This is a genomic window from Paracoccus hibiscisoli (assembly GCF_005048265.1).
GTDB classification, from domain to species: domain Bacteria; phylum Pseudomonadota; class Alphaproteobacteria; order Rhodobacterales; family Rhodobacteraceae; genus Paracoccus; species Paracoccus hibiscisoli.
On the sequence record NZ_SUNH01000073.1, the window covers coordinates 1 to 2,558 of the forward strand.

The 2,558-nt window shown below is 65.3% G+C and carries 1 protein-coding gene and 1 pseudogene; both read left to right on the plus strand.

The features are described 5' to 3' along the window. Window positions 1-151: 151 nt before the first annotated feature. A pseudogene (gene istA, locus FA740_RS19225) lies at window positions 152-1,687 on the plus strand (IS21 family transposase); the annotation flags it as partial. Window positions 1,688-1,703: 16 nt separating this feature from the next. Then, on the plus strand, window positions 1,704-2,468 hold the full coding sequence (gene istB / locus FA740_RS19230; RefSeq protein WP_169306390.1) for an IS21-like element helper ATPase IstB: 765 nt from the start codon (window positions 1,704-1,706) through the stop codon (window positions 2,466-2,468). Window positions 2,469-2,558: the final 90 nt, after the last annotated feature.

The window sequence follows — 2,558 nt, forward strand, 5'->3', positions numbered from 1 at the left end:
TGCGTGTTCCACGGGATGATGGGCACCCATTCCAGCTGATCGTGGGCAGCGATTCCACGCGATGATGGGCAGCCGTTCCACGCGATCGTGGGCGGGCCCGGCCGACAGTCTGAAGCTACGGTGACCCTCGTTTCTTTACGAGGGAGCCGAGATGCCAACGGGACGACTGTCAATGCGCCGGATACGAGATGTTCTACGGTTGAAGTATGCGAACGGGCTGAGCGAGCGGGCGATCGCCGCCTCGCTTGGGCTTGGGAAGGGAACTGTCGGGACGTATCTCGGGCGGGCGCGGAAGGTTGGTGTGACCTGGCCGCTTCCCGCCGCGTTGTCCGACGACGACCTCGAGCTGCTGTTGTTCCCGGCGGCGCCATCGGTGCCGGACGGGGAACGTCCGGTGCCCGACTGGACCTTGGTGGATCGGGAACTGCGACGCCCGGGGGTCACGCGCGCCCTGCTGTGGGAGGAGTATCGCACAGTCCATCCCCTTGGCTTTGGCTACGCGTGGTTTTGCGAGCATTACGAGGCTTGGAAGGGTCGGGTCCGGCCGACGATGCGGCAAACCCATATCGGCGGCGAGAAGGTCTTCGTCGACTTCGCCGGCGACACGATCGACGTGATCGATCCTGCAACCGGGGAAGCCCGGGCCATGAAGCTGTTCGTCGCGGCGATGGGGGCCTCCAACTACACCTATGCCGAGGCCGTGCCATCCGAGGGCCTCGAGGACTGGATTGAGGCACATGTCCGGATGTTCACATTCCTTGGCGGTGTGCCGAAGGTCGTGGTGCCCGACAACTTGAAGTCGGCGGTGTTCAAGGCCGACCGCTTTGATCCGGGGCTGAACCGGACCTATGCCGAGATGGCCAGCCACTACGGCACCGCCATCCTGCCCGCGCGGCCCTACAAGCCCCGCGACAAGGCGAAGGTGGAAGTCGCCGTGCAAGTCGCGCAGCGCTGGATTTTGGCGCGGCTGCGCAACCTGCGCTTCTTCTCTCTGGTCGATCTGAACGCTGCCATCCGACGGCTGCTGGATGAATTGAACATGCGCGTGATGCGCGGCTATGGCGCCAGCCGTGCCGACCTCTTTGCCACGATCGACCGGCCGAACCTCGAGCCGCTGCCGCCGGAGCCCTACAGGTTTGCCCGCTGGAAGCGGGCCCGCGTGGCGCCCGACTATCACGTCGAGGTCGACAGCTCGTGGTATTCCGTGCCGTTCAGACTGATCCGGCAGGAGGTCGATGTCCGCGTCTGCGGTCCTGTCGTCGAGATCTTCCACAAGGGGCAACGGGTTGCCAGCCATCCCCGCTGCCCTGGTCGACGCAGCCACGTGACAGTTCCAGAGCACATGCCCTCGTCCCACCGCCGCCATGCGGAATGGACGCCGGCCCGTGTCCTGGCGCAAGCGGCCAGGCTCGGCCCGTCGGTGACGGCATTTTGCGAGGCTGTGATGGCAGACCGCCCCCATCCCGAGCAGGGCTTTCGAAGCTGCCTCGGCGTTCTTGCCTTGGCCAGGAGCTATGAACCCGCCCGCCTCGACGCAGCCTGCCGGCGGGGAATATCCATCCGGGCCCGCTCCGTGGCCTCAATCAGATCGATCCTGTCGAGCGGGCTCGACAGCGCCTTCCTCGAAGAAAGCCCCGAACAACCCCCGCTTCGGCATTCGAACATCCGCGGACGGGGCTATTACCATCGAAAGGAGACCCACCTTGCTGATCAATCCCACCTCCGAACGGCTCGTCGCCCTCGGCCTCACCGGCATGGTCAAGGCACTGGACGAGCAGCGCCAGGCCCACGCCACATACGACAGCCTCGGCTTTGAGGATCGCCTCGGCCTGCTGGTCGATCGCGAGGCCGCCGAACGGGACGCCAAGCGACTGATCGGAAGACTCAAGTTCGCCGCCCTGCGACAGGCTGCCTGCGTCGAGGATCTCGACCTGCGCATTCCGCGCGGTATTGATCGTGCCGTCATGGCGCACCTCGTCGATGGCGCATGGATCGGACGCCATGAGAACCTGCTCATCACCGGTCCAACCGGACTGGGAAAGAGCTGGATTGCCTGCGCCCTTGGCCACAAGGCCTGCCGCGATGGCCGACGCGTCGCCTACCACCGCGTGCCGCGCCTGTTCGAGGCTCTCGCCATCGCCCGTGGCGACGGGCGGCACGCCAGGACGCTGAAAGCCATCGAGCGGACCGAGTTGCTCATCCTCGACGATTGGGGCCTGTCAGTGTTGTCCGTTCCCGAACGGCGAGACCTGCTGGAGATCCTTGAAGATCGTCACGGCCGTGGCTCCACAATTGTCACCAGCCAACTCCCGGTGGAGCATTGGCACGAGACCATTGGCGACCCGACCCTGGCCGACGCTATCCTCGACCGGCTCGTTCATAACGCACACCGACTACCCCTCGCCGGAGAGAGCATGCGCAAGCGCGCGGTCACCATGAAACCGCTTGACCTGTCAGGTCGGGCCTGACCCCATGCACCAGTCGGCCAGACTGCCCGAGGCGTGGAATGGCTGCCCACGATGCCGTGGAATCGATGCCCATCTTCCGTGGAATACGCA